This window comes from Streptomyces diversicolor (genome assembly GCF_057537855.1).
This window is the reverse complement of record NZ_BAAJXA010000036.1, coordinates 1-22,510: the sequence shown is the minus strand read 5'-3', so window position 1 is coordinate 22,510 and position 22,510 is coordinate 1. Positions and strand designations below refer to the sequence as shown.

The window sequence follows — 22,510 nt, the reverse complement described above, 5'->3', positions numbered from 1 at the left end:
CCCGTGTCCAGGATTCGGGGCCAAGGCCCGACTTCACCCTCGGGGTCTTGGCCGCCGGCACCGCGCTCGTGCTTGACGGTGATGCGCCACGTCTTGTGACCGGGAGCGGCAGACAGGCTGTACTGGCGTATCTGCCGTGCTCCATCGGGGAGTTCGACCTGGACGCTGACGTACTGCCCGGGCAGGAAGGGCTCGGTGGGCAGTCCGTCGGGACGGCGTAGGACGAAGGAGGCGGCGTCCGGGGACTCCTCGGTGCGTTCGGCGATTTCCATCTCGCGCCAGACGTCGCCGTTCTCGACCTGGGCCTGCGCGTACAGCCGTGCCTCCATGGCGATCAGGGCATTGGCCATCAGCCAGTACACCTCGTCCCAGGCGGACGCGACCTGGGGGGTCACGGCGTCACCGAGGACCTTGGCGACGGCGCCCAGCAGATGGCGTCCGACGAGGGTGTACTGATCGGAGGTGATGCCCAGCGAGGCGTGCTTGTGGGCGATGCGGCTGAGGATGGCGTCGGGACGTTCACCGGGACGTTCCACCAGTTCGGTGGCGAAGGCCGCGACGGCGCCTGCGAGTGCTTCACGCTGGGCGCCGTTGGCCTGGTTCCCCCGGTTGAAGAGGTTCCGCAGCAGTTCCGGACGCTCTTCGAACATGTTCCGGTAGAACAGCTCGGTGATGGCGCCGAGGGAGGCTCCCACGGCCGGAAGAGTGGCGCGAACGACCGGGACGGCTTGTGCCGAGAGCATGACAGCTCCTATCTGGCATCTCAGATGCATATTTAAGGCGTTGCTCACGCGCCTGCGAGTGGACGCGGCGCGATTCAGCTGCGCGAGGTGCCACGGAGGGAGGGGGAAGCGGGCCGGTGGGGGAGCGGGCCAGGTCGGCGACCGTGAACTGCTGCGGGCGGATGACCGCCTTCGGTGTGTGTGCGTACGGCACCCGCCGGGCACCGGCGATCTGCTGGAAGCGACGCCTGTTCGTGGACGACCGTCAGGCGCACGACCGCTCGCGGTGCTGAATCCGTGTACTTGGTGAGTCGCACAGTGGCATCGTAGTTAATTGGCATTGCAGACTCCAATTAACAAGGTGTGACATGTGTCTCCTGGGCTGACTGACGGTCTTGGTGCGCCTTGGTGCTTGAACACCCTCGCGAGCGCCGCGGCGGGGCTGCCCGCGCCGCGGGGGCGTGTCGGCTGGGGCTCAGCGTCGCGTTCTCAGTCCCCCGATGAGCAGGTCCAGTCCGAATTCGAAGAGCCGGGTGAAATCGGTGCTGGTGAGCGTGGGCAGGCCGGCTTTGAGGTGTGGGTAGGTCCCGGCTGCCACCGCGTCGGCGAGGAGGCCCGGGTCCGCCGGGCCTCCGTCTCCCGGCAGGAGGGCGGCCTGTTCCTCCAATGTGTGGCCCACGGTGAAGTTGGCCATGACATGGAGCGCCCGCGCCGCGTCGTCGTCGGGGAAGCCTGCCGCGCGCATCACGCCTACGACCGTGTCGGCGAAGTTCAGGGTGTTCGCTCCTGTCGCGTGGGTGCCGGCGAACACCCGTGCACCGTCGCGGCGGGCGAGCAGGGCCGCGCGCATCGCACGGGCGAGGGCGGCCAGTTGTTCGCTCCAGTCGCCTCCGCGTGCCTCGGCGGCGGTATCCGCGACGCCCTCCATCATGCGCTCCGCCATCGCCGTCAGCAGGTCCTGCTTGGTCGCGAAATAGCGGTACAGCGCGCCGGCCTGCACGTTCATCGCGTCTGCGAGCCGTCTCATGGTCAATGCGTCGAGCCCTGACCGGTCCAGGAGGTCAAGGGCTGTCTGCACGGTGCGTGCACGGTCGAGTCGCGGGGGGCGGCCTCGGGTCGGGCTTGACGGGGAACTCATGCGCCCCACTATAGTGAACATCGTTCGCGTGAACGCTGTTCACGAAATGCGGGAGGGTAACTCTGATGAACGTCGATGTGATCGTCGTAGGCGCGGGACCGACCGGGCTGATGCTCGCGTGCGAGCTGGCGCTGGCCGGTGTGCGCACCCGGGTCCTGGAGCGGCGCATGGAGCCGCAGCGGAACTCGCGGGCACTCACCCTGCATCCGCGCAGCCTGGAGCTGATGGACCAGCGCGGCCTGGTCGACCGGTTCCTGCCGCTCGGCCGGACCGTGCCCGGCTGGCACTTCGCCCAGCTCCCCACCCATCTGGACTTTTCCGCGCTGGACTCGCGGCACGGCTACACGCTCTTCATCGCCCAGGCACGCACCGAGGCACTGCTTGCTCAGCGGGCCCGCGAGCTGGGTGTGGAGATCCTGCGCGGTCATGAGGTCGTCGCTGTGAGCCAGGACGGCGACGGCGTCGAGGTGCAGGTGCGGGGTCCCGGGGGTGTCGACAGCGTCCGTGCCCGGTACGCGGTCGGGTGCGACGGCGGACGCAGCCGGGTGCGGGAGGCTGCCGGGATCGGCTTCCCGGGCACGGACGAGACGCTCACCGGTGTGCTCGGCGACTTCGCCGTGATCGACACCGACCCGGCGGTCCTCGGCGCGGCCCGGGCCTCTGGCGTCCTGGTCGCGCCGCTGGAGGACGGTCTGACCCGGCTGGTCCTCGTGGATCCGGAGCGGATGCGGGTACCGGCCCGTGAGCCCGTGACCCTGGAGGAGTTCCGTGAGTCCCTGATCCGGATCTGCGGCCTTGACTGCGGTGTCGCCGAGCCCCGTTGGCTCTCACGCTTTGGCAACGCCACCCGCCTCGCGGAGAGCTACCGTGCGGGCCGCATCCTGCTGGCCGGCGACGCCGCTCACCTTCACTTCCCCGCGGCGGGCCAGGGACTCAACACCGGCCTGCAAGACGCCATGAACCTCGGCTGGAAACTGGCCGCCACTGTCAACGGCTGGGCCCCGCCCGGGCTGCTGGACAGCTACGACGAGGAGCGCAACCCGGTCGGCCGGGCGGTCACCGAGAACACCGAGGTGCAGACGCTGCTCGCGGAGCTGACGCTTGTCCCGCAGTACCGGCGGCCCGCCGCGGCCCTGCGTGAACTCTTCGACGAACTCCTGCGCGTGGAAGAGGTCAACCGCAAGCTCGCCGCCAAGGTCTCCGCGCTCGGCACCGCCTACCCGCCGGCCAGTCCCGGGGCCGACCCGCTGGTGGGAGCGCGGATGCCCGATCTGGGGCTCACCACCGCGGCATCGGAGCCGGTGCGGGTCTACGAACTGCTGCACCAGGGCCGGTTCGTCCACCTTTCTCTCGCGGCCGACCCGGAACTCGGTGCGGCCGCCACGGGCTGGGGATCACGCGTCACCGCCGTCACCGTCACGAAGCGGGACGACCACACGGACCTGGAGGGAGTGACCGATGTCCTCGTACGCCCCGACGGCCACATCGCCTGGGCCACGCGCACCGTCGACATCACCGCACGCCGTGACGAGCGGCGCGCGGCGCTGACGGCCTGGGCCGGAACGCCCTCCTGAGCGCCGCAAGGACCTGGTCATGGCCATTCATGTCCATACGATGCGTTACCTCCGGGGCGAATCGCGCGCTCCGTCTTCGGGGCGGGCCGCGGCGCGGTGTGGTCGGTCGTCAGGCCCAGTCGGTGCAGTAGTGGAGTCGCCGCGTGCCTTCGAAGGTGGCGGCTTCGATGCCGATGCCGCCGACGCCGTCCACGGTGTCCTGCGCCGTGGTGTTGAACGTCCTGGTCGTGCCGTAGCCGTCATAGTTGGGGTGCCACGTCCAGTAGCGAATGGCGTTGAGCGCTTCGTATCTCCGGGTCAGTAGACGGATACGGACGTGGTGACCATCGGAAGCGGTGTCCTTCACCTGAAGAGTGACCGTCCACACCTGCCCCCTGGAACGAGGGTCGTTCAGCCCGTACTGCCCGCTGACCGCCGCATAGCCGGTTGCCCCGGTGGTGCCGCAGTCGAGTATGTACGACGCTGCCGAATGAGCTGTCGTGGGCAGGGCCAAGACGAGGAGGAGAGCGGCCGCTCCCGCGGTCGTCATCGACAGGCTCGCTCTCCAACCGGCTTTCGGGCGACACCATGAACGCATCGTGGAGTCTCCTTTCTCGTGGGGTACCAGGAGCATGCGCATGCCCCGTTGTCTCCGCTCGTGCCGGCTGGCGCCAGCCGTCCGCCCACTGTCGCGGATGTTCCCCATGATGTCTTTGACCGTCGGTGCTCACGTAGTTGACATTCCGTACCCGAAGCAATGTGCTCGCTCGGGAAGCCGCAACGGGGGGACAGGCGCTCACACCTTGACCAGCCGTTCATAGGCATCTGGCCGGACTTCGGTGTCCGGCCAGTGGGGGAGTCGGACATCATGCGGCCGCGCGGCGTGATGTTTGCGCCGCGGATTGCCTCGGCGATTGGCTCCGCCAGGTCGGCGAAGTGACGGGCGTCGGCTTGCAGACCGAGGAGAGCGGCGGTTCGAGCGGTCAGCTGCGCCAACGGTAGAAGTACGCGGTGGCCACGATGCCTGCGTCGGTCTTGGCGTCGCCGGGCCGCTCGGGCGGCGCGTCGGGGTCGGGCCAGTCGCCGAACTGCAGCCCTTCCTCCCACAGCAGAGCACTGCCCGCCCGGTCCTGCACCACATCCACCCAGGCCGCCATGGACGCGTAACAGTCCCTGAGCGTCTGGTGGTCCTCGAAACACAAGCGCACGCACACGGCCGAATGCAGGAAGCGCCGAGCACCCCATCCGGTGCCGTACCCCGTCTTCGCGCCGGTACCGGCAGGCGCGCTGTGGCCTGCCGCCCAAGGTTTCCCCAAGGTCGGCCCTACACCATTGCCGATGTGTCCAGAACCAGGCGGTCCACCTCCGGACGGGACAGCGGACGTGTGTATCGCCATCGGTTGGCATCTCGAACGGGGAGCCGCGAGAGAACTGGGGGAGCCATGGATCCGCGATATGAGAAGTTCTGCCTGACCGATCCGGTGTTCTACGAAACTCTGGACATCCGCACGATGGACGGTGACGAGTACCCGATCCACCGTCGGGCACTACCGGAGGGTTGGCGCAGGGCCGCGATCGAGGGCTGGTGGTCCTACGCCCCTCTGGATACGAAGCTGCCGTCGCAGGGCTGGAAGCTCCATGTCTCCGCGAAGCCGGACAACGCGGTCGATGTGGCAACGATCGTGTACGACTACTGCCTGGAGCGCGGTCTGGCTTTCAAAATCACTGTGGGGCCACGGGAGTTTCTCATGAAGAACTCCAAGTACGCCGAACGCGCCGGCAGCGGAAAGCTGGCCACGATCTACCCGGTTGACGAAAACGCACTGCGACGCATCCTGGAGGAACTGGGCGGCAGGCTTGACGGCCGGCAGGGACCGTACATCCTCAGCGACTTGCGCTGGCAGGAAGGGCCCCTGTACGTACGGTACGGAGCCTTCCTGTACCGCCCCTTCGTCGATGGGACCGGAGCAGTGCGCCCGGGAATCGAGGACCCGGGAGGCAACCTCGTTCCCGATCCACGCGGCCCGGTCTTCAGAACCCCCGAGTGGGTCGTGCTCCCCGGCTTTCTCCAGCCCGAGCTGGACCGGCGCAACCGGCTCACCGTCAGTGCCTTCCCCTACAGGATCACGCGAGCAGTGCACTTCTCCAACGGAGGCGGTGTCTATGAGGCCGAGGACCCGGCAACCGGGAAGCAGCTGATCGTCAAGGAGGCCCGGTCACACGCGGGCCTGGACGCGGCTCTCCAGGACGCCGTGACCCGGCTGCGCGCCGAACGGGACATTCTGCGCCGCCTTGCCGGCCTGCCCTGCGTACCGGCGCTGGTCGACTACCTCTCGTTGGGCGAGAACGAGTACTTGGTGGAGGAGTTCATCGAGGGAACGCCCCTGAACGCCTGCTACGCCCAGCGCAATCCCCTCGTGGCGGACGGGCGGTCACCCGACGCTTTCACGGACTACGCCACGTGGTGCCGGCAGGTATGGCAGGCCGTCGAGAAGGCGCTGGAGGGCATCCACGAGCGAGGTGTCGTCTACGGTGACCTCCACCCCTTCAACGTTCTGGTCCAGGAAAGCGTTGCGGGCCCCCGCGTCACCCTCGTCGACTTCGAGGCCGGCTGGCTGGAGAAGGAGCCCAGACGCCTGACACTGGGCCATCCCGGATTCGGCGCGCCACCCGACCGGACAGGATTCGACGCCGATCACTACGCGCTGGCCGCGCTCCGCCTGGCACTGTTCGCCCCCGTCACCACCCTGATACGCCTGGATCCGGGCAAGGCCCGCCAACTGGCCGACCTGATCGCGCGCGCGTTCGGCCTGCCGCCGTCGTACTTCGATGATGACGTGGCCCTTCTCGGTCACAGGCGCTCGACAGCGGGCACTGCCCACGCGCACACCCCGATCGGGATCGACCTGGACGAACCGACCTGGCCGACGACTCGGGACACACTGGCCGCGGCGATCACGGCGAGCGCCACGCCGGGGCGAGGTGATCGCCTGTACCCCGGAGACGTCGAGCAGTTCCGTGGGCATGGAGGGCTGAGCTTCGCCTACGGCGCGGCGGGTGTGCTCTGGGCACTGCGGTGCACCGGTGCCCAAGACCATGCGGAGGGAGCCAGGTGGCTGGTCCGTCAGGCGCGGCGCTCGAAGGACACCCTCACACCCGGTTTCTACGACGGCTCGCACGGCATCGCATACGCACTGTGGGCACTGGGGTGTCGGGACGAAGCCGTGGAACTGCTGGAGCAATGCCTGGATCTGCCGTTCGACCGCCTGGACAGCAGTCTGTATGCCGGGCTCTCGGGTATCGGCCTGAACCTCCTTGCTTTTGCCGAGTATTGCGGCAGCGGTCAGTACCGCGCCCTGGCCGAGCATGTCGTCGGACTCGTACAGAAGCGCATCGCAGTCCGGACGCAACGTCAGCCGGCCTCGGGGCCTCCAGCACCCGCAGGTCTCATGCGAGGCGCTTCTGGTCCCGCGCTGCTTTTCATCCACATGTTCGAGGCCACCGGATCCCATGACTGCCTGGACGCAGCCGCTGCCGCGCTCAGGCTGGACCTGGAGCGCTGCGTAACCGACGTCCATGGGGCCCTGCAGGTCGACGACGGCTGGCGCGTGCTGCCGTATCTCAACACCGGCAGCGTGGGCATCGCGTTCGTCCTGCGCCGCTACCTTGAGCACCGTCAGGACCCGCACTTCGCGGAGAGCCTGCGCGCGATCGAGAAAGCGGCTCGGTCCCGCTTCTACATCTTTTCCGGCCTCTTCGACGGTCGTGCGGGCATGGTCCTGTTCAATGCGACTGCTTTGCCGACCTCCCCGAGTCACACCGTTGAACAGGTGAGGGGCCTCAACTGGCACGCGCTGCAATGGGAAGGGCACACCGCATTCCCCGGAAACCAGATCCTGCGCCTGTCCATGGATCTGGCGTCCGGAAACGCCGGGGTGCTGCTGGCCCTGGCCGCCGCCCATGGCGTCAGGCACCGTAACCGGTTGGTCAGCCTTCCCTTCCTGACGTGAACACACACTGAGCTTCCCGGGCTGGAACACCGCTCTGGGAGAAACCCGCCCCCTGACGCAGGGGGCACGACACAGGAGGAACGGTATGAGCATCTACGACTTGCAGGGTCTCGCCCCTGCCGAGACAGAATCCACCATCATGGCGAGCGATGTGAGCTTGTGGTCGTGCGGCGACAACCGCCCCAGCGAGATCTCTCTCTTCGCCTGCGGCTGACATGACGGCAGCACAGTGACATGAGTCAGGGACGGGGCGCGGATCACAGGACCTGTGGGCCGCGTCCCTTCCTCCGAGCTGTTTCACTCACCGCCACCGAGACGGGGCTCCTCCATGACGCACGACGTCTACGCGTCTCTCCCTCACTTCCTTGCCCGTTATCGCACCCGGAGCATGCTGGCCGTTCTCCTCATCACCGTGAATGCCGCCGCGGGACTCCTGCCTCCGTTCCTTGCACAGCGTCTCATCGACGGAGGTGCCGTGGCTGGGGATCTCACCCGCGTGTATGCGCTGGGGGCGGCTCTGTTCCTCACCGGTGTGGTGGCCGCCGGCATCGCGCTCTGCGAACGCTGGATGGTGGCCCGGCTCGCCGAGGACATCACGGCCCGCATCCGACGCGACCTCTTCAGCCACCTTCAGAACCAGTCCGCGGCCTTCTTCAGCGGTGCACGCGCGGGAGCCATCGTCTCGCGGCTCCACGGTGACGTGGAGGGTATGCACGACCTGGTCGCCCGCACCTTACGCATGGCCGTCTCGTCACTGGTCACCCTCGCGCTCACCGGCCTTGCACTCATGGCCCTGGACTGGCGTGCCGCCTTGGTCGCCGCTGCCCTGATCCCCGCGGTTTATGCCATGACCGCGCGCGCCGGGACCGTACTGCGCGGTATCGCCCGGACTCAACTGGCCGCCACGGCGGATCTCGACTCACTGGCCGCCGAGCGGTTGAGTGCGGGCGGTGCGGAGACAATTCGGCTCCTCGGCGCGGGCACACGCGAAGCAGCGCGGTTCCGTCATGCGGTCACGGCCCTGCGGGACACGACGGTACGCGGTTCCCTGGTCGACGCCCGTATGGGCGCCGCTCTGACACTGCTGACCGTCTCCGCCACAGCCGTGGTGTACGTCGCGGCGGGGGCTTCGATCGCCGGGGGAGAGATGACGGTGGGCACCATCGTGGCCCTGGTGGGCCTGCTCACTGCCCTGTACGGACCCCTCACCGCTCTGCCGGCCTGCCGTCTCGACTTGGTCAAGGGCCTGGTCAGCTTTGACCGCATACGCGAAATCATGTGCTTCGCCCCGGCGATCACCGACCGTCCTGGGGCCCGCCCGGTCACAGGCCGTCAGATCTCCTTCACCGACGTGGCGTTCGCCTATCCTCCGCGGGAGACCACGACCCCTGATTCGCTGCGCCCCGCTTCCGTGAACGAGGGGGATGCCTCTGCGGCCAGTTCCCGCCCCGTGCTCCGGCACGTCACCTTCACCGTTCAGTCGGGGATGACGGTGGGGATCGTCGGGGGCACGGGAGCAGGCAAGTCCACCCTCACCCGGTTACTGACCCGATGCTGGGAACCCTCCGCAGGGCGCATCGAGGTCGGGGGCGACGACATCCGCGACCTTGCGCTGGACAGCTTGCGTGAACATATAGGGGTGGTCACCCAGGACCCCTTCCTCTTCCACGGCTCCCTCCGGGACAACCTGCTCATGGCCCGGCCGGACGCCTCAGACCACCATCTCCTCTCTGCCTGCGCGACAGCTCAGATCCGGCATCTCATCGACCAACTGCCGGATGGACTGGACACCGTGCTGGGTGATCGCGGTGTACGCCTCTCCGGAGGAGAGCGCCAACGCCTTGCCATTGCACGGGTACTGCTCAAGGAACCGGACATCGTCGTCCTGGACGAAGCGACATCGCACCTGGACAACACCACTGAGCACGCACTGCACACGGCCCTCCAGCCCTTTCTCCGCGATCGGACCTGCCTCATCATTGCCCACCGGCTCGCCACCGTCCGGCACGCCGACCTGATCGTCGTCCTCGACGACGGTAGGGTCGCTGAACAAGGCACACACGAACAGCTCGTCCTTCTCGAAGGCCACTACAGCCGACTCCTCGGCCTGGCTCGGGACAGGGGAACAGCCGCATACGCCCCAGCACCGCTTTCCGTACAGACGCGGCGGCCCGGCGGGGCCGGCGAGGGTGACCTGGTGGATGCGGCCGAGCCCGTTCCTGACGGTGCGCCAGGTGGCACGGTGCCGTAGGGACCGAGCTGGTCGGTCACGGTGAGCGTTGCCTGCTCCGCGACGCTCCGTCCGGGCCGACGAGGTGGACGTCCTGCCCGGACAGGGCGACCACCCGTCACTGCACACCGCGGAAGCGCACGTGAGTCCCCACTGCGGCTGCTCTCCGCCGCCACTGGCTGTGTCTGGCCACTCGATGGCCGTGGACGACCGTGATCACCGCGCCAGGCCCCCCACCCCCGGCTGAAGGCCGGTTGTCTGCGTCTCGTCCGATGGCCCGGCCCGGGATGCCGGATCCTGGTGGCGGGTTCAGCCGCCGAAGGTGACGAGAAGGAAGACGAAGTAGAGCAACGGCAGTGCGCCGGTCGCCAGGCCGACCGTGCATCGGACTCGGTGGACACGCTTGGCCAGGCCGAGGGCGCCGAAGGTGACGCCGAGGGCGCCGAACAGCACCGGGAAGGCGATGCCGACGTAGCCGGCGAGTACCGCGGTGATCAGGCCCAGTATCCCGAACGCCAGGGAGGCGCTTCCGTACAGGGAGGCGGGGCTGTCTGTGGCTCCGGTGGTCATGGCGGTCCTCAGCTGTTCGTCGTGATCGGCCCATGCGAAGAGGCATCCGCAGCAGCGGCTTCCCCTTCCTGACCAATGATCGCGTCTCGTTGAGCAGCGACACGGTGGCGCAGGCGGCGTCTTCGATGACGGTGCCATTGGTCCTGCTGGCGACCGGGTCCCCGACGGTGGCGGCTTGCGCTGCCGGAGCACGCAAGACGGATATGCGAACTCCCTCAAGCGGCTTGACAAGACATAGCGGCTTCGGGGGATGGTGCGGCTGCGAAGCGCCGTTATGCGGTCTGTCAATGTGTTCCAGCGCTGGAGTGTCTCAAGACGTCGCTACTGCCTGGACACGTGACGAGGAGTCATGGCCAGACAGCAGCGGGCGGCTGGTCAGGGGCGGGCGGCGATGATTGCTTCGGTTCGTACGACTTCGTCGAAGACGCCGTCGGGGTTGAACTCGGTGAGGGCCTGGCGCAGGTTGCGTTCGAAGGCGTCCTTGTGGTCGCCGAGTTGGGCGGGGCTGGAGTAGCTGTAGGAGAACTGAAGGCCAATCACCTCGTCCAGGGTGCGGGTGACGGTGCGGTCCCAGCGGGCGGTTTCGACGGTGGAGAACGGGGAGCGGGCGAGGACGTCCTGGTGGCGTTCCCTGGGGTGGGAGTAGGTGCCTGATCCGGCTCGTCGCTCGGGGCCGAGGTAGTGAGTGCGGACGTCGGCGACGACCTGGAGCCAGGGGGCGGGCTCGATGTCACCAGGGGCGCCGCCGGAGGCGAGGACGATGGCCCCGTTCGGTTCGACGATCTGGTCGAGGTCGCGAAGGGTCTGGTCGCGGTCCATCCAGTGGAAGGCGGCCCCCATCACGGTCAGCAGCACCGGTTCCAGGCCCATGCCGAGCAGTGTGGTGGAGTCGCCTTGGCGCCAGCCGATGTTGGTGATGTCCTGCTCGGCGGCGAGTTTGCGGCCTTCGTCGAGCATGCCGGGCTCGGGGTCGACGGCGGTGACGTGGCCGACGAGCTTGGCGAGGGGGAGCGCGAGCACGCCGGTGCCGGTGCCCAGGTCCAGAACGCGCTGAGTGCCGTCCAGGGCGAAGCGCGCGGCCAGCATGTCGTAGAAAGCCTGGTCGTAGCCGGGGCGGTAGCGGGCGTAGTAGGGGGCGGTGGAGGCGAACAGCTCGTCGGGCGTGTAAGAGGTCATCTCGTCAGTCTTTCGCGTTCAGTTGGCCGTGTGCGGTGTCATTCCGGAGAACGAGCCGGGTCCGGGTTGAGGTGCTGCCACCAGGTGCGCAGGGGGGCGGCTCCGGCGCCTTCGTGAGTGACGGAGCCGTCCGGATTGCGGTCGGGGCGGCCGAGCAGCTGCTGCTCGATGTCGGTCAGGTCCCCGCGTTCCAGTAGCTGGGGGGCGGGGTCGTCTACGGGGGCGAGCCAGCGGTAGCCGTACTGCATCATCACCGCCAGCCGGGGGTGGCCGGAGGTGTTCAGACCGCCCGCGTGCCAGGTGCGGTTCTCGAAGAGAAACGCGTCGCAGGGGCCGACGTCGGGGGTGATCGCGCCGGGCGGGTCGATGGCTCCGGCCGGGACGGTGACGGGTCCGGTGTCGGTGTGGCTGCCAGGGAGGACCATGGTGACGCCGGCGTCAGGAGTGAGGTCGCTGAGGAAGTAAGCGGCCTTGATCGACATGCGCGGGACAACATCGGTGCCGAGGTCGCGGGTGGCAGAGCTCATGTCACGGTGCCAGCCGTGCCGCTCGGGGACGCGGATGGTGCGCGTGCCGCCGGGCGGGATGGACGGCATGTAGATCAGGTTGCTGGACATCAGGTGCAGGTTCGCGCTCAGCAACGCGACGAGGGTGGGCAGCACCTTCGGGTTGGTGACCAGCGGAAGGAAGCTGTCGTCCATGGCGACGAGGCCGCGAAAGCCGTCCTTGCCGTCGACGCTGCGGTCCCTACCCAGGGTGCGGTCGCCGGCCAGCAGCCGCATCGCCGCCGCGGCGGCCTGCTCGCGCCACTCGGGCGTGATCACGTTGCGTAGTACGACGAACCCTTCGCGGTCGAAGGCGTCCAGGGCCTTCGGGTCGGGCGGGGAGGCCGTATCGAGGGTCGTCATCCGCTGTGCTCCTTGATCATGAGGGCGGCCTGGGCGGAGAGGGCGGCGGCCGAGAGGCCGCAGTGCTCCAGCAGGCCCTCGGGGGTGGTGGGACGGCTGGGCTCCCGGTAGCCGACGACGTGGAACCGGCTGGTCTCGCCACGGGCGGCCAGCAGCGCGCGGACGGGAGCGGGATGGGTGGGAACGGCCATCAGGACAGGGATATCGCTGCCGAACAGGCGGGTGAAGGTCCTTTCATCGAGAGCGTAGGGCCAGTGCGGTGCCGGGCCGAGAACCGCGAGGTCGTTGACATGCAGATAGCGGATCTTGACCTCGGGATGAGACCGGCGCAGCAGTGTGGCGGCGGCGGTCAGCTCGCGGGCCGGGATGTCCCCGGCCGAGGCGAGGACGAGGTGCGGGCGGCCGTGGTGGCTCAGGTGGGGCCAGACGGCGGCGCCGTCGGTGAGCTCGTCGCGAAACGGATCCGGCGGGAAGGCGGGGCCGGCGTGTTTGTCGGTGATCAGGAAGTTGACGCGGTCGCCCTCGGCGAGCATCGCCGCGAGGACGGCGGCGGCCCGCATGGCGTCCGCTGGGGTGTAGACGTGCACGAAGCCGTCCTCGATCTCCAGCATCGAGGAGACCAGGCCGGGGTTTTGGTGGGTGTAGGTGTTGCGCCAGCCCAGCGAGGTGATCAGGTAGTTGACCGACGGCAGCCCGCCCTGCCCGGTGAGGTAGCGCAGGCGCCGGTGCTTGAGATGCTGGACCAACAGGCTGGTGTTGACGGGGGCGAAGGCCTCGTACGTGGCCAGCACCGCGTCCCGGCCGGTCTCGGTGTAGCCCTGCAGCCAGCCATGACAGATCTCCTCATTCAGGATCTCGGTCGCCCAGGGCGGCAGCACATCGTCCGTCGTCACCCCCAGCCGGTTGGAGGCGATCTCGTCCGGGCTGAACAGGCGAAACGCCCCGTTTGCCGCGCGTTCGAGGACGACCGCGGACACGTCCGGCCAGGGCTGGGGCCCCCGGGAGGCGAGCGGGGCCGACGGCCGGGCCGTCCCCGGCTCGGGTGACGGTCCGGGCAGGGCCTGGCGGACCAGGTCGGTCGGGCGGCCCTGGGTGGTGAACAACTCGGCGGGCCGGTAGGAGGCGAGCCAGGCCGCCAGCGCGGCGAACTCCGCATCGTTGTGACGGGGGCTTTTCAGCGGGGTCTTGTGGACGGCCGGGGTGCCCGCTATCTGCCGCCCGGCCACCTGTTCAGGTCCGGTGTGGCCCTTGGGCATGGTCAGCACGAGCACCGGTTGCCGACCGGGCTCGCCGAGCGGCCGCAGCCGGGTGAAGGCGTCGGCCAGCAGCCGACGGAAACCGGGCAGGTCGCCGCCGTCGTGGATCAGCGGTTCGTAGCCGAGACCGGTGAAATATGCGCGTACCTCGTCCACGCTCATGCCGGCCAGCACTGAGGGGCCGCCCATCTTCAGTCCGTTGGCCAGCACCACCGGCAGCACCGCCCCGTGCTCTCCGCTGCCGTGCAGGGCGCGGCGGGCGAGCCAGGCCGCCGCGGTCGCCCCGGTCTCCAGCTCGCCGTCCCCGATCAGCGGGACGACCAGGCGGTGCGGGGCGTCCAGCACCATGCCCTGGGCGATGGCGAGGGCGGGGCCAAGCTGTCCGCCGGTGTGCCGGATGCCCGCCCAGGTCCGCGGCGAGCTCGGTGGTGTGCAGGGAGCGGGCCAGCCCGCCCGACCAGCCCGGATCGACCTGCCAGACATCCACCGCCTCGCCGGTCAGCAGCCGGGTCTGCTCGGACTCGTCGACGGCGTGTTCGCCCGCCGCCAGGGGAACTCCGGTTCCGGCCGCCCGCAGCCGGTGCCAGCCGAAGGAGCCGGGCGGCAGGAGTTCCTCAACAAAGGTCACCTGCAGATCGGCCAGGACAGGCAGCAACTGCATCGCCTCGTCCAGGCGGCAGCGGCCCAGGGCGTCGACCATGAACCGGCCGTCACCCGCCGCTTCCCGTAGCCGCCCGAGCGCCTTCGCGACCGCCCTCGGACCGGCGAGGATCAGCGGTTTGGGCAGCGGCCACTTCTGCCCCCAGAAGCCCGCCGCAGTGATCCAGGCCGCCGCCTCCGGGGCCGACGGGTGGGCCGGGTCGAGGCCGAGTGCCGAGGCGTAGGCGGGGACCTTGGGCCGGACGGTGCCGCCCAGCATGCCGGTCACGCTCACCCCGGTGGCGCGGGAGGCCAGGTCCCAGCAGGCCAGTTCGACCGCGGAGGCGGCCTGCCGGGCGTGTGCGCCGTTGCGGTGCCGCCCGGTCTTCTTGCGGTAGGCCAGGCGGCGGGGTGCGGTGGCATCGTGCCCGATCAGCCCGGAGGACAGGTCGTCGGCGATGATCTGCGCGACCGTCTCGGCGACCGGGGCATGCCAGCCGGAGACTCCGTCGCCGACCAGCTCGATGGCGAACCGGGTGCGGTGCTCGGCCCAGGCCGGGCCCGCCGGCGGCTCACCTGCGGCGGCGGCAACCGGCTCGGGCAGTTCGGACGGCAGCCCGGCGGGCTGTGGGGGCAGCTGCCAGGCGCGGACGGCGCGGACCACACTCTTCGTAGCCAGTCCGGCTTGGGCGGGTGCGCGAACCGTGAGGGAGGTCATCAGATCTTCGCCCCCGCAAGTTCCTCCCCGGCGAAGGTGAAGCACCACGGACTGCGGTAGTTCTGCCACCACTGCGGACGCAAGCCCGTGGGGGCGAAGAGCTCCTCCAGGTGCCGGCGCATGGTCAGGTGCCACTCGATCGTGTCCGAGCCCGGCGTGCGGTAGACGTCCATGAACGCGTTGTGAGCCTGGTAGGTCTGGAACCGGGGGAAGGCGGTAGTGACCGGCACGAACTCCTTCAAGTGCCCGATCGCTTCCTCGATCGGATCCAGGCCGACGATGTAGGTGAAGTCGGTGGTGACGCCCCGCTGCTTCGCCCGGCCCAGAGCGGCGGTCATCTCGGCGGGGGTGAGCTTGGCCTTGGACTCCTTGAGGATCTGCCGCCGCTCGGTGAAGCACTCGGCGGTCAGCGTCAGGTGGAACGGGCCCAGACCGGCGGCGGCATCCATGCCCTCGTCGCTGCTCAGCACCGAGGACAGGAAGTGCAGGGTGCCGGTGCAGCCGTTGTGGCCCATCGCCGCGCGGACCTCGGCGAGATGGTCCAGCGCGAGGTGCTCGTAGAGGAAGCAGCCGGTGCAGACCGTCACCGTCTCCACCGCCGACAGATCCTGCATGCCGGAGTTCGCCGCGAGAGCGCCGAGGTAGCCGGGCAGGTCCAGGGCCTTGATCTTCGGGTCGGAGGCGTCTTCGAGGGTGTTGGGGCAGAACACGCAGCCGGTGCACTGGCTGCGGGCGTTGGAGTTGAGGGTGAGCATCTTCGTGCCGTTGCGCCAGTAGCCCAGCACCGCGTCGTCGTCCTCGATGCCGTCGACCTCGCCGACCTTCTCGCCGTTCAGCCGCAGCTCGTACTCGTCCAGCTCGAACGGGGAGTCCTCACGGCCCAGCGAGAGGATCAGGAACAGCGGGGTGTCGGGGCGGGAGTCCAGCCGCAGCCGGAAGCGCATGCGCGGCTTGGTCAGCGGGGACCGGGCGCCGGAGGCGTTCAGCGCGATCAGCAGCACATCCTCGGGGTTGATATTCCACTCGCGGGCCACCTGGCCAAGGTGGCGGACCGATTCGAGCATCAGCTGTTCCCCTTCGTGTGGTGGTGGGAGGTGCAGGTCGTACGGCGCTGTAGCCGCCGTCTGACGCCAGGTGGATCAGGCCGCAACCGGAGCCAGCGGAAGACGGATGACGATCCGTTTGCCGCCCGTTTCGGCCTCCGGGAGGACCTCGGCTCTGCCGTGGACTTCCCTCACCAGGGCGTCGACCAGGAACAGACCGCGGCCACCGAGGTCGTGGGCAGCGAGGAGCGGCTTCGGCTTGAGCGGGTGGGCATCCGCGACGGCCAGCACCAGCGCGGACTGCTCCTCGACAGTGAGGGAGACAGCGGCGGTGGGCGAAAGCACAGCCGCGTGTTGCACCACGTTCGTCACCAGCTCGCTGACGATCAGACAGGCGGTGCCCACGACCTCCTCGGACATGCCCCAGCCGGCAAGGACCTTGGCGGTCTCGCGGCGGGCCAGCGGAACGTACTCGGCCTCGGAGATCACCTGGAAGTCGTGGCGCATCACAGTGCTGGACATCGCGGGACTCACCCTCTCTCCGAGCGGCAGCCGCCCGGACCGTGACCGAAGGTAAGAGCCCCAGCACGCAGAGGTGTTCACGATGGTGAACCCACGATCCCCGAGCCCCGAATCAAGGTCAGTGGGGGAATGCCTGCTCGGATGCGGGAGGTTGCGTACAGACCAACGTGCTCAACCGCGTACGGCGCCTGCACAGAAGCCACGTGCTGGCGAACGTCCAGCCACGCACGGGACTCAAGTGCTCAGCCCGGGCAGGGAGACGTAGACGTTGCCGGTCAGAGCGGCAGGCCGATGCGGTGGGCCAGACCGCGCAGGTCCCGCGCTGCGTGGGCGGGTAGCTGTCGGTCGGTGAGGAACTCGACGGTGTTCCTCACTGGCGCGTTGGCGTGGATGCGCTGCGGTGCGATCTCCTCGGCGGTCAGCAGGGCAGCGACCGCCTGGGCCTCCCGGCCTCGCAGATGGGCCAGCGACCGGCCCAGGTCGGCGTGGAAGGCGGCCTGCCGTCCCGGAGCCTCCGCCAGCGTCTCGGGATGGACCCCGTCCCCGGCGGTGACGGCCGCTCCGTGCCGACCGAGGTCGGTGTTCAGGCTCACCTTGTGGATGCCGACGTTGGTGGGGCCGAAGTTCAGGTGCCAGGCCCGCGTCTCGCCGGTGCGGCCGGCCAGGTTGGCGGCCTCCGCCAGATGGCCGCGGACATCCTCGGCACGGGTGTTGCCGGGCCGCTGCCGGTCCTGGGTCAGCGAGGTGGCAGAGATCAGGTGGAGTTCACCGAGCAGCGCATGGGCATCGGTGCTCGTCAGGTGCGCTTCGAGGGTGTTGGCGGCGGCGGTGGCCTGTGCCAGGGCTTGGGCGGGACTGCCAGCCGCCATCAGCACATGGGTGTGGAAGAAGCCGGACAGCGCGGAGTAGACCGGGTCGTCCAGCTCCGCGATCGCCTCGGCGGCACGGGTCACCGCGATGAACGCCAAGTCGGTGTAACCGAGGTTCTTCAGCAGCAGGGTGCAGGCCGGATGGTAGGCGTCCGCCAGCAGTTTCAGCAGCTCGCGGCGGGCTGCGCCGTCGGCGGCCTCGGCGGCTGCGTGCAGGTCGGCCAGCAGCGTCGGCAGCCCGGCGGCGAGGGTGCCGTATTCGGCCCCGTGATAGAGCCGGTTGGCCTTCGCCACCCGTTCGGTCAGCACCGCCGCCGGAACCTGCGGTGGGCGGCGGTCCGGCGGGGCGGCCATGGTCAGGCCCATCAGCGTCAGGCGCAGGGCGGGGATCGCCTCGCGGGCCGCGCTGGTGTGCGGGTCCACCGGGGCGAAGGGCTGGCCCGTCAGTTCGGACGGGGCGATCTGCAACGCCTCGGCGAAGGAGGTGATGAGGCTGGAGCGGTCCAGCAGCCGCTGGCCGTTCTCCACCATCGACAGGTAGCCGACCGACACTCCGGCCAGGCCCGCGAGGTTGCGCAGGCTCATCCCGCGCTGGCGGCGGGCCGAGCGCAGACGCTTGCCGATCCTGACCGCCTGATCTTCGTTCATCGCCCCCGCCTCAAGTCCCGTGCCTCAGCCGTAGCGTAGGGCGAGCCTGTCGCCTCCAGGGGTCTTTCCCGCCAGACGGGCGGCATCACCGCAGCCCGGCCCGCTCGGCCAGATCCCGCACCGCCGCGGTGTGAACGGTGGTTCGGTCGGTGAGCGCGGCAACCAGGTCCCGGGCGAAGGGGTCCAGCCGCAGCCGCAGCGGTGCCGCCGCGTCGGCCTCGATGAGCCGAGCAGCGGCCTGGTCGGCACGGTCCTGGCGGGCCTCGGCCGCCGCGGCGACCACCAGCAGACTGGAGCGATGGGCGCCGTCGAGCGCGGCATGATCCGCCGCGCGTACGTGGTCGGCGGACCCGGCCGCGTCGCCCACCTCGGCGGCGACGGCGGCGCGGGCCGCGATCACCAGGGCCGACTCCCGTGCGCCGTCGGCTCGCTCGGCGGCAGTGGCGAGGAGACGTTCGGCCTCCGGGCGGCGTCCGGTCATGGCCTGGGCGACGGCGGCCAGCGCCGGCAGCTCCCAGTCGGCTCCGAGGTCCTCGGCGCGGTCGGCGCGGGCCAGCGCGTACTCGGGCAGGCCGAAGTCGATCAGCAGGCGCACCTCCTCGACCAGTACCGGAAGCGGTTCGCGGGTGCCGGGGCGGGCCCGGTGCAGCAGCATCCACGCCAAGTCCTTGTAACCCAGGCGCCGAAGCAGTCCGGCGGCCAGTACATGCGCGTCCACACGCAGCCGTACCGCCTCTTCCCGGCCGGGCCCCGCAGCGGCGGCCAGCGCGCGGTCGGCCGCCTCGATCAATTCCGGCAGCGCGAGAGCGAGGTGGTGCTCATCGCCCGCGGAGTCGGCCCGTGCGGCGGCCCGGGTCCGCTCCGCCAGCTCCTCCAGTAGCACGCCGGGAGCGCGATCCGGTTGTCGGCGGACCAGGCTGCGCCGCAGGTGGAAGGCGACCGCCCGCACCGCCGCATGCTCCTCCCCACGCGGCGGGTAGGGCTGCCCGGTCAGGTCCGCGACATCCAGCCGCAAGGCGGCGGCCAGCGCTGCCAGCCGGCCGCGGCGGTCCACCCACTCCCGGCCCGTCTCCAGCCCGGCGAGGTAATCGAGCTCCAGACCGGTTCGGGAGGCGAGGCCATCCCGGGTCAAGTCCCGGTAGCGGCGCCAGGCGGCCAGGCGGGCCCCAATCGGGCCGCCGGCGGCCGTCTCGTCCAGCTCGCGCCTCACCAGATTGCTCGCATACTCACTCCCCCGGGCCGTGTGCTCTGTCAGACAAAGGTCCATACACCCCGTTCGGGGGAGGAACGTGTTCCCCGTGGGGGGACGCATATGCCTGGCGCGCGACACATTAGTCACACCGCTGAAGGGTGCGCGAACTGGCAGGTGACGCGCCCGTCAGGGCGAAGGTGGGCTCGGGGCCGGCAGGGCCGCGGCGTCGTCCCCGGACTGCCGCAGCCGTTCGAGGAGGCGGGCACTCTGGGTCTCCAGCTCGGCGTTGCGCAAGGCCACAACCTGGATCTCGTTGGCGTAGGTGGCCACGGTGTCCTTCAGCTCGCGGACCTCAGCGGCATGCTCGCTGCGAAGCTCACGCTCCGCCTTCTTCAGCTGGGATACCGCCGCCCGCAGTTCCTCCGGTTCCGGGCGGCGGGTCTGCGGCGCTTCCAGCACCCCGCCGGCCCCGCGCCGGCCTCGCGTGGCGCCTGGAGGACGCGGTGCACGCCCGTCGGCAGCCCCGCATCCGGGCAGTCGCCCGTCGGCAGGCCGCCACCCGCACCGGCATCGTCATCGAGATGCGCCCCGCTTCGGCTTCACCGCGGCCCCGGGTACCACCGACGACGCCCGCCTTCGGCCACATCACCCTCGCCCTGCCCCCGAGCACGCGGCCCGTCTCGTCCGGGCGCAGGACGTCGGCGCCACCGGCGACCAGCTCCGGCGGGAAGCCGCCGAAGCCCGGTGGAAGAGGGCCGAGAACATCGCCGGTCTGTGACCGATCGAAGCGACTTCCGTCACGGTCCGGCGCACGGGGTCAGACACACACCTTCTACCCGCCGGGGCTGCTGGGCAGCTCAGGCGACCGGTGGAGCGCCGTAGCCGGTGACACCGGTCCTGCTGTGCTTGCTGCTGGCGGCAGGCCTCGTCGTGCGGGAGGCACTACGTCCCCGGACCGCTCGGTCACGTGCGGCCGTGGCGCCCACCGTGGTCTCGGTCGGGCCGTAGGTGTTGAACAGCCAGGTGGCACCGCCGACCGCGGCCTGCCGGCGGCGCACCGGGTCGGGCGGCGCGGTCTCGCCACCGGTGATCACGCACCGCACACAGGCCGGCAGGCGGTCTCACGTCGGTCCAGGGCCGCGGCTGGGCGCGCACGGGGATGCCGGGCACGGTGGCGGTCGCGATGGGCTGCCAGAACGCCGCTGTCCGTGTCGCGATGGGCGTGCAGGCGCCGACCGCGTACCCTGAGGGGTCTGCTGACCGGGCTGTCACTGACGGGGTGACGGCCCCGGCGGGTCCAGTGGCGCGTCCTGGACACGATGACGCTGCTGATCCTTGGCGCGGCCGCCGTCCCGCTGCTGGAGCGCCTGCTGTCCGGCGCCGTTGCTCCCCGTGCTGCTGGTGAAGGCGGCGTTGCTGACTGTGTACGTGTGTGAGGGGGCCCGGCACACGCCGTGACGGGCCGCGCCGCCGTGTCCGCCCGAGCCGCGGATCCGGTGGTCAGCCCAGGTGGCCCACCCGGAACGTGGTCGTGTACTCCCGCTCCTCACCGGGGGACAGGAACGTCATGGACCCGTCCTCCCGGGCCGCGGTCTCGCCCTGCACATGGTGTGTGGACGGTTCGAAGCCGACCGCGTAGGCGCCCTCGCGCAGGTGCAGCCACTGGAAGAAGGACGGGAACTGCGCTGTGTCGAACTCCAACTCGAAGTAGACGCCGAGGCGTTCGTTGACCAGGCGGGGCCGGACCAGGCCCGCCGCGTCGGGCTCCAGTTCGTGTTCGTAGACCTGCTCGACGAAGCCCGGCAGCGGGGCGGGCATCTCGGTGTGGGACACGCCCTGCTCGGCGACGCTGCCGCTGCGCCACAGGGTGCGGTGCGGCGGCAACTCGTAGCGCGCGCCCTCGTCCAGGAAGGGCCAGCCGATGTTGACGTGGTACAGGTACATGTGCGGCGTCGGGTCGAAGCCGGCGTTGCGCACCCGGTCGATCAGGCGGATCTCGCTGCCGCCGAGGTCGGCCTCGATGCGGCGGGTGAGCCGCAGGTGCTCCCCGAAGACCGCGGCCTGGCGCACCTCGCCCTGTGCCCAGAGCACGCAGCGGCCGTCGTCCTGCCACCGCTCGCCGTACCCGGTGAGCCGGGCCGGCAGGTTGGCGACCCGCCCGTGGAGGGCGTGCACGGCCGTGCGCCGCGGCGGATAGCGGTACTGCGAGGCGTCCACCTCGGCGCCGAAGAGCGTGTGGTCCAGGCCCGCGGTGAGCAGCAGCCCCGAGAAGCTGCGCATCATGGACAGGCCGTCGTCGTCGCGGTACTCGTGCAGTCCGGGGTGCCTGAAGCCCGTCGCCGAGCGCCAGCCGAAGCCCCGGCCCTCGAACTCGGCCCCGCCGAGGTCCATCGCCCGGTCCACGAGCACGTCGAACGACAGTCCGGCACCGGTGCGGAACTCCAGCGTGCGGATGCCGCGTTCGGAGCCGTCGTCCAGGACGACGGACCGCACCCCGCCCGCCGCGCTCAGGTCGCCCGCGTGCCGGGCGAGGGACTGCCGGTCGTGGGAACGTCCGTACAGCTTCACGCCATCACCCACCCTCCGTTGACCTCGACGCACTGACCCGTGACGAACGAGGCGTCGGGGCCGGTGAGGAAGGACACCACCGAGGCCAGTTCCTCCGGCCGCCCGCGCCGCTTCAGGGCCTGGTGGTCGAGCACATGGCGCCGGTAGGCCCCGGGGTCCTCGTGGATGTTCTCGGCCGCGGTCGGAAAGGCTCCGGGGGAGACGCAGTTGACGCGGATCTCGGCGGGACCCAGTTCCCGGGCGAGGGCGCGGGTCAGGGCGACGGCGGCACCCTTGGTGGAGATGTAGGCGGCCAGTGAGTCCCAGCCGCCGTGCAGGGTGATCGACGCGACGTTGACGATCGCCCCGCCGCCCCCGTCCGTCATGTGCCGCGCGGCGGCCTGGGCGGCGACCCAGTACGCACGCTGGTTGACCGCCACGACCTCCTCGTATTCGGCGAGCGGTACGTCGAGGAAGGCCCGGCTCGGGTACACGGCCGCGTTGTTGACCAGCACGCGCAGCGCGCCCAGTTCGGTCACCGTCCGTCCGACGGCCTCCTCGATCGCCTGCGCGTCGCGCAGGTCGGTGGTGAGCGCGAGCACGCGCGCGCCGGTCTGCTCCACCAGCGCGGCGGTGCTCGCCAGGGACTCGGTGTCGCGGTCGAGTACGGCGACATCGTGTCCGTCGGCGGCCAGCCGGACGGCGGTGGCCCGGCCGAGGGCGCCGCCTGCACCGGTCACGAGTGCGGCTCGGGGTTGCTTCATGACGT

General features: G+C 70.0%; 19 protein-coding genes and 2 pseudogenes. 4 read left to right on the top strand and 17 right to left on the bottom strand.

All coding sequences use genetic code 11. From position 1 onward, the window contains the following. Positions 1 to 20: 20 nt before the first annotated feature. A pseudogene (locus AC27LF_RS33540) lies at positions 21 to 743 on the bottom strand (globin domain-containing protein); the annotation flags it as partial. 454 nt (positions 744 to 1,197) lie between these two features. Beyond that, positions 1,198 to 1,860, bottom strand: a complete 663-nt coding sequence (locus AC27LF_RS33535; RefSeq protein ID WP_479663330.1) for a TetR/AcrR family transcriptional regulator — start codon at positions 1,858 to 1,860, stop codon at positions 1,198 to 1,200. A gap of 65 nt (positions 1,861 to 1,925) precedes the next feature. On the opposite strand from AC27LF_RS33535, the gene AC27LF_RS33530 reads away from it, so the two are divergent. Continuing rightward, on the top strand, positions 1,926 to 3,434 hold the full coding sequence (locus AC27LF_RS33530) for a monooxygenase (protein WP_479663331.1): 1,509 nt from the start codon (positions 1,926 to 1,928) through the stop codon (positions 3,432 to 3,434). Positions 3,435 to 3,543: 109 nt separating this feature from the next. On the opposite strand, the gene AC27LF_RS33525 is transcribed toward AC27LF_RS33530, so the two are convergent. After that, the gene (locus AC27LF_RS33525) at positions 3,544 to 3,963 is read right to left on the bottom strand and encodes a hypothetical protein (protein WP_479663332.1); all 420 of its coding nucleotides are present in this window, start codon (positions 3,961 to 3,963) and stop codon (positions 3,544 to 3,546) included. Between the two features lie 433 nt (positions 3,964 to 4,396). After that, positions 4,397 to 4,570 (bottom strand): alpha-L-rhamnosidase-related protein, encoded by a 174-nt coding sequence (locus AC27LF_RS33520; protein ID WP_487231285.1) that lies wholly within the window; start codon positions 4,568 to 4,570, stop codon positions 4,397 to 4,399. A 285-nt stretch (positions 4,571 to 4,855) separates the two neighbouring features. Here AC27LF_RS33520 and lanKC point away from each other — a divergent pair, with 285 nt between their 5' ends. From lanKC to AC27LF_RS33505, 3 genes are all read left to right on the top strand, one after another. Beyond that, positions 4,856 to 7,423, top strand: a complete 2,568-nt coding sequence (lanKC, locus tag AC27LF_RS33515; RefSeq protein WP_479663335.1) for a class III lanthionine synthetase LanKC — start codon at positions 4,856 to 4,858, stop codon at positions 7,421 to 7,423. Positions 7,424 to 7,508: 85 nt separating this feature from the next. Beyond that, a complete protein-coding gene (locus AC27LF_RS33510) occupies positions 7,509 to 7,637 on the top strand; it encodes a SapB/AmfS family lanthipeptide (protein WP_479663336.1) in 129 nt (42 codons plus the stop codon). A gap of 114 nt (positions 7,638 to 7,751) precedes the next feature. Next, positions 7,752 to 9,674, top strand: coding sequence for an ABC transporter ATP-binding protein (locus AC27LF_RS33505; protein ID WP_487231284.1), 1,923 nt, complete (start codon positions 7,752 to 7,754; stop codon positions 9,672 to 9,674). Between the two features lie 288 nt (positions 9,675 to 9,962). On the opposite strand, the gene AC27LF_RS33500 is transcribed toward AC27LF_RS33505, so the two are convergent. The 13 genes and pseudogenes from AC27LF_RS33500 to AC27LF_RS33440 all read right to left on the bottom strand — a co-directional run. Beyond that, on the bottom strand, positions 9,963 to 10,223 hold the full coding sequence (locus tag AC27LF_RS33500; protein ID WP_479663337.1) for a hypothetical protein: 261 nt from the start codon (positions 10,221 to 10,223) through the stop codon (positions 9,963 to 9,965). Between the two features lie 375 nt (positions 10,224 to 10,598). After that, positions 10,599 to 11,399, bottom strand: coding sequence for a class I SAM-dependent methyltransferase (locus AC27LF_RS33495; protein ID WP_479663338.1), 801 nt, complete (start codon positions 11,397 to 11,399; stop codon positions 10,599 to 10,601). Between the two features lie 38 nt (positions 11,400 to 11,437). Then, a complete protein-coding gene (locus AC27LF_RS33490) occupies positions 11,438 to 12,307 on the bottom strand; it encodes a phytanoyl-CoA dioxygenase family protein (protein WP_479663339.1) in 870 nt (289 codons plus the stop codon). Continuing rightward, complete coding sequence (locus tag AC27LF_RS33485) at positions 12,304 to 13,911, bottom strand: phosphoketolase family protein (protein WP_479663340.1); 1,608 nt, start codon at positions 13,909 to 13,911, stop codon at positions 12,304 to 12,306. Before AC27LF_RS33485 ends, AC27LF_RS33490 begins: the two co-directional genes overlap by 4 nt. A gap of 115 nt (positions 13,912 to 14,026) precedes the next feature. Next, a pseudogene (locus tag AC27LF_RS33480) lies at positions 14,027 to 14,920 on the bottom strand (enolase C-terminal domain-like protein); the annotation flags it as partial. Further along, positions 14,920 to 15,984, bottom strand: coding sequence for a radical SAM protein (locus AC27LF_RS33475; protein WP_479663341.1), 1,065 nt, complete (start codon positions 15,982 to 15,984; stop codon positions 14,920 to 14,922). The pseudogene AC27LF_RS33480 and the gene AC27LF_RS33475, both read right to left, overlap by 1 nt. Before the next feature lie 75 nt (positions 15,985 to 16,059). Beyond that, positions 16,060 to 16,485, bottom strand: coding sequence for an ATP-binding protein (locus AC27LF_RS33470; RefSeq protein ID WP_479663342.1), 426 nt, complete (start codon positions 16,483 to 16,485; stop codon positions 16,060 to 16,062). Positions 16,486 to 16,760: 275 nt separating this feature from the next. After that, entirely contained in the window at positions 16,761 to 18,002 is a 1,242-nt protein-coding gene (locus tag AC27LF_RS33465) for a helix-turn-helix domain-containing protein (protein ID WP_479663343.1), read from the bottom strand. 85 nt (positions 18,003 to 18,087) lie between these two features. Beyond that, positions 18,088 to 19,212, bottom strand: a complete 1,125-nt coding sequence (locus AC27LF_RS33460; protein WP_479663344.1) for a helix-turn-helix domain-containing protein — start codon at positions 19,210 to 19,212, stop codon at positions 18,088 to 18,090. Positions 19,213 to 19,380: 168 nt separating this feature from the next. Next, positions 19,381 to 19,653, bottom strand: coding sequence for a hypothetical protein (locus AC27LF_RS33455; RefSeq protein ID WP_479663345.1), 273 nt, complete (start codon positions 19,651 to 19,653; stop codon positions 19,381 to 19,383). 398 nt (positions 19,654 to 20,051) lie between these two features. Further along, the gene (locus tag AC27LF_RS33450; protein ID WP_479663346.1) at positions 20,052 to 20,288 is read right to left on the bottom strand and encodes a hypothetical protein; all 237 of its coding nucleotides are present in this window, start codon (positions 20,286 to 20,288) and stop codon (positions 20,052 to 20,054) included. Between the two features lie 406 nt (positions 20,289 to 20,694). Next, positions 20,695 to 21,762: an aldose 1-epimerase family protein gene (locus tag AC27LF_RS33445; RefSeq protein WP_479663347.1), complete on the bottom strand. Its 1,068-nt coding sequence runs from the start codon at positions 21,760 to 21,762 to the stop codon at positions 20,695 to 20,697. After that, the coding region (locus AC27LF_RS33440) for an SDR family NAD(P)-dependent oxidoreductase (protein ID WP_479663348.1) at positions 21,759 to 22,510 on the bottom strand (752 nt) is incomplete at its 5' end. The genes AC27LF_RS33440 and AC27LF_RS33445, both read right to left, overlap by 4 nt.

Bases quoted from the DNA above. Each gene is read 5' to 3' on its own strand.
- AC27LF_RS33535 (WP_479663330.1), bottom strand. From the start codon at position 1,860: ATGAGTTCCCCGTCAAGCCCGACCCGAGGCCGCCCCCCGCGACTCGAC.
- AC27LF_RS33530 (WP_479663331.1), top strand. From the start codon at position 1,926: ATGAACGTCGATGTGATCGTCGTAGGCGCGGGACCGACCGGGCTGATG.
- AC27LF_RS33525 (WP_479663332.1), bottom strand. From the start codon at position 3,963: ATGACGACCGCGGGAGCGGCCGCTCTCCTCCTCGTCTTGGCCCTGCCC.
- AC27LF_RS33520 (WP_487231285.1), bottom strand. From the start codon at position 4,570: ATGGCGGCCTGGGTGGATGTGGTGCAGGACCGGGCGGGCAGTGCTCTG.
- lanKC (WP_479663335.1), top strand. From the start codon at position 4,856: ATGGATCCGCGATATGAGAAGTTCTGCCTGACCGATCCGGTGTTCTAC.
- AC27LF_RS33510 (WP_479663336.1), top strand. From the start codon at position 7,509: ATGAGCATCTACGACTTGCAGGGTCTCGCCCCTGCCGAGACAGAATCC.
- AC27LF_RS33505 (WP_487231284.1), top strand. From the start codon at position 7,752: ATGACGCACGACGTCTACGCGTCTCTCCCTCACTTCCTTGCCCGTTAT.
- AC27LF_RS33500 (WP_479663337.1), bottom strand. From the start codon at position 10,223: ATGACCACCGGAGCCACAGACAGCCCCGCCTCCCTGTACGGAAGCGCC.
- AC27LF_RS33495 (WP_479663338.1), bottom strand. From the start codon at position 11,399: ATGACCTCTTACACGCCCGACGAGCTGTTCGCCTCCACCGCCCCCTAC.
- AC27LF_RS33490 (WP_479663339.1), bottom strand. From the start codon at position 12,307: ATGACGACCCTCGATACGGCCTCCCCGCCCGACCCGAAGGCCCTGGAC.
- AC27LF_RS33485 (WP_479663340.1), bottom strand. From the start codon at position 13,911: ATGGTGCTGGACGCCCCGCACCGCCTGGTCGTCCCGCTGATCGGGGAC.
- AC27LF_RS33475 (WP_479663341.1), bottom strand. From the start codon at position 15,984: ATGCTCGAATCGGTCCGCCACCTTGGCCAGGTGGCCCGCGAGTGGAAT.
- AC27LF_RS33470 (WP_479663342.1), bottom strand. From the start codon at position 16,485: ATGTCCAGCACTGTGATGCGCCACGACTTCCAGGTGATCTCCGAGGCC.
- AC27LF_RS33465 (WP_479663343.1), bottom strand. From the start codon at position 18,002: ATGAACGAAGATCAGGCGGTCAGGATCGGCAAGCGTCTGCGCTCGGCC.